Source organism: Rhizobacter sp. P3_B12, from assembly GCF_056402895.1.
The window spans coordinates 1-2,346 of the sequence record NZ_JBFUGN010000957.1; the positions used below are offsets into that span (position 1 = coordinate 1).

2 protein-coding genes and 1 pseudogene are annotated in these 2,346 nt (G+C 66.9%); all 3 read left to right on the plus strand.

Translation table 11 applies throughout. The features are described 5' to 3' along the window. The first annotated feature begins 280 nt into the window (after window positions 1-280). Window positions 281-1,030 carry an electron transfer flavoprotein subunit beta/FixA family protein gene (locus AC1D01_RS30660; protein WP_073464036.1) on the plus strand — a complete coding sequence of 250 codons (750 nt, stop codon included), beginning with the start codon at window positions 281-283 and terminating at the stop codon, window positions 1,028-1,030. Window positions 1,031-1,032: 2 nt separating this feature from the next. Further along, window positions 1,033-1,965 carry an electron transfer flavoprotein subunit alpha/FixB family protein gene (locus tag AC1D01_RS30665; protein ID WP_477873173.1) on the plus strand — a complete coding sequence of 311 codons (933 nt, stop codon included), beginning with the start codon at window positions 1,033-1,035 and terminating at the stop codon, window positions 1,963-1,965. A gap of 98 nt (window positions 1,966-2,063) precedes the next feature. Further along, a pseudogene (locus AC1D01_RS30670) lies at window positions 2,064-2,346 on the plus strand (acyl-CoA dehydrogenase); the annotation flags it as partial.

The following is a 2,346-nucleotide window of genomic DNA, read 5'->3' on the forward strand; positions in this document are numbered from 1 at the left end:
ACCGAGAGCCCACCGAGCCCCGAATCGAACACGCCGATGGGGTCGACGGCAGCGGATTCAGGGGGCTGTGGCTCGGGCATGGCGGCGCAGTCTAGCAACGCATTCGAAGCGAACGTCGCGCGGGTGACGCGAAAACCGCCCCGACCTGTGCGAGAATAAAAAAAGCACGATCGTTCTATTTCGATGCCGCAGCAGGGTCTCCCCCGGCGCCGCGCGCGGGGTGCCCGAGGCCCCGCCACTAGAATCGATCAACCCTTTCAGAGTCATCAGGAGCGTGCGAATGAAGGTATTGGTCGCGGTCAAGCGCGTTGTGGACTACAACGTCAAGGTGCGGGTCAAGAGCGATGGCAGTGGCGTGGACATCGCCAACGTCAAGATGAGCATGAAYCCGTTCGACGAGATTGCCGTCGAAGAAGCGGTTCGATTGAAGGAGAAGGGCGCGGTGACCGAGGTCATCGCCGTCTCGCTCGGCGTCACGCAGTGCCAGGAGACGCTGCGCACCGCGATGGCGATCGGCGCCGATCGCGCGATCCTCGTCGAGACCACCGAAGAGCTGCAGCCGCTGGCCGTCGCCAAGCTGCTGAAGGCACTGGTCGACAAGGAGCAGCCGGGGCTCGTGATCCTCGGCAAGCAGGCGATCGACGACGACTGCAACCAGACCGGGCAGATGCTGGCCGCGCTGGCCGACCTGCCGCAGGCCACCTTCGCGAGCAAAGTCGAGATCGCCGATGGCGCCGCCCTCGTCACGCGCGAGGTCGATGGCGGCCTCGAGACGCTGAAGGTCACGCTGCCGGCGGTCGTCACGACCGACTTGCGCCTGAACGAGCCGCGCTACGTGACGCTGCCCAACATCATGAAGGCGAAGAAGAAGACGCTCGAGGTGCTGAAGCCGTCCGACCTCGGTGTCGACGTGACGCCGCGCCTGAAGACCCTGAAGGTGAGCGAGCCGCCGAAGCGCAGCGCCGGCATCAAGGTGCCCGATGTCGCAACCCTCGTCTCGAAGCTCAAGACCGAAGCCAAGGTGATCTGACCATGACCGCACTCGTGATTGCTGAACACGACAACGCCTCGATCAAGGGCGCCACCCTCAACACCGTGACCGCGGCCGCCCAGTGCGGCGGCGAGGTGCACGTGCTCGTGGCCGGCAGCCATGCCGGTGCCGCCGCGCAGGCCGCCGCGCAGATCGCAGGCGTCACCAAGGTGCTGCATGYCGATGCCGCGTACTTCGAGCACGGCCTGGCCGAGAACGTCGCGGCCCAGGTGCTGGCGGTGGCCTCGGCCTACAGCCACATCGTGTTCCCGGCCACCGCCAGCGGCAAGAACATCGCGCCGCGCGTGGCCGCCAAGCTCGATGTTGCGCAGATCAGCGACGTGACCCAGGTCGTCAGCCCCGACACCTTCGAACGCCCGATCTACGCCGGCAACGCCATCGCCACGGTGCAGAGCGCCGACAAGGTGAAGGTGCTCACCGTGCGCACGACCGGCTTCGACCCGGCCGCCGCCAGCGGTGGCTCGGCAGCGGTGGAGAGCACGGCTGCCGTGGCCGACAGCGGCAAGAGCAGCTTCGTCGGCTCCGAGATCGCGAAGAACGACCGCCCCGAGCTGACCGCCGCGAAGATCATCGTCTCGGGCGGCCGCGCGCTCGGCTCCAGCGACAAGTTCAACGAGGTGCTGACGCCGCTGGCCGACAAGCTCGGCGCCGCGCTGGGCGCGAGCCGCGCCGCGGTGGATGCCGGCTACGCGCCGAACGACTGGCAGGTCGGCCAGACCGGCAAGATCGTCGCGCCGCAGCTGTACATCGCCGCCGGCATCTCGGGTGCGATCCAGCACCTGGCCGGCATGAAGGATTCGAAGGTGATCGTCGCGAGCAACAAGGACCCCGAAGCGCCGATCTTCAGCGTGGCCGACTACGGCCTCGAGGCCGATCTGTTCACGGCCGTGCCGGAGCTGGTGAAGGCCCTGTAAGACCCGGAGCCTGCGCCGCAAGCAGTGCCCCGCAAGCCCGTTGGCTCGATCGAATCAACGGGCTTTCTTTTTGCCTGAACGAGAACAAGGAGACAACGATGAGCTACATCGCCCCCGTCAAGGACATGCTGTTCTGCATGAAGGAACTGGCCGGCCTGGAGGCCGTGGCGCAACTGCCCGGCTTCGAGGACGCCGGGCTGGAGACGGCGCAGGCGGTGCTCGAGGAATGCGCGCGCTTCAACCAGGAGGTGCTCGCGCCGCTGAACTTCGAGGGCGACAAGAACCCGTCGTCGTGGAAGGATGGCAACGTCACCACCACGCCGGGCTTCAAGCAGGCCTTCCGCCAGTTCGCCGAGGGCGGCTGGCAGGGCTTGCAGCACC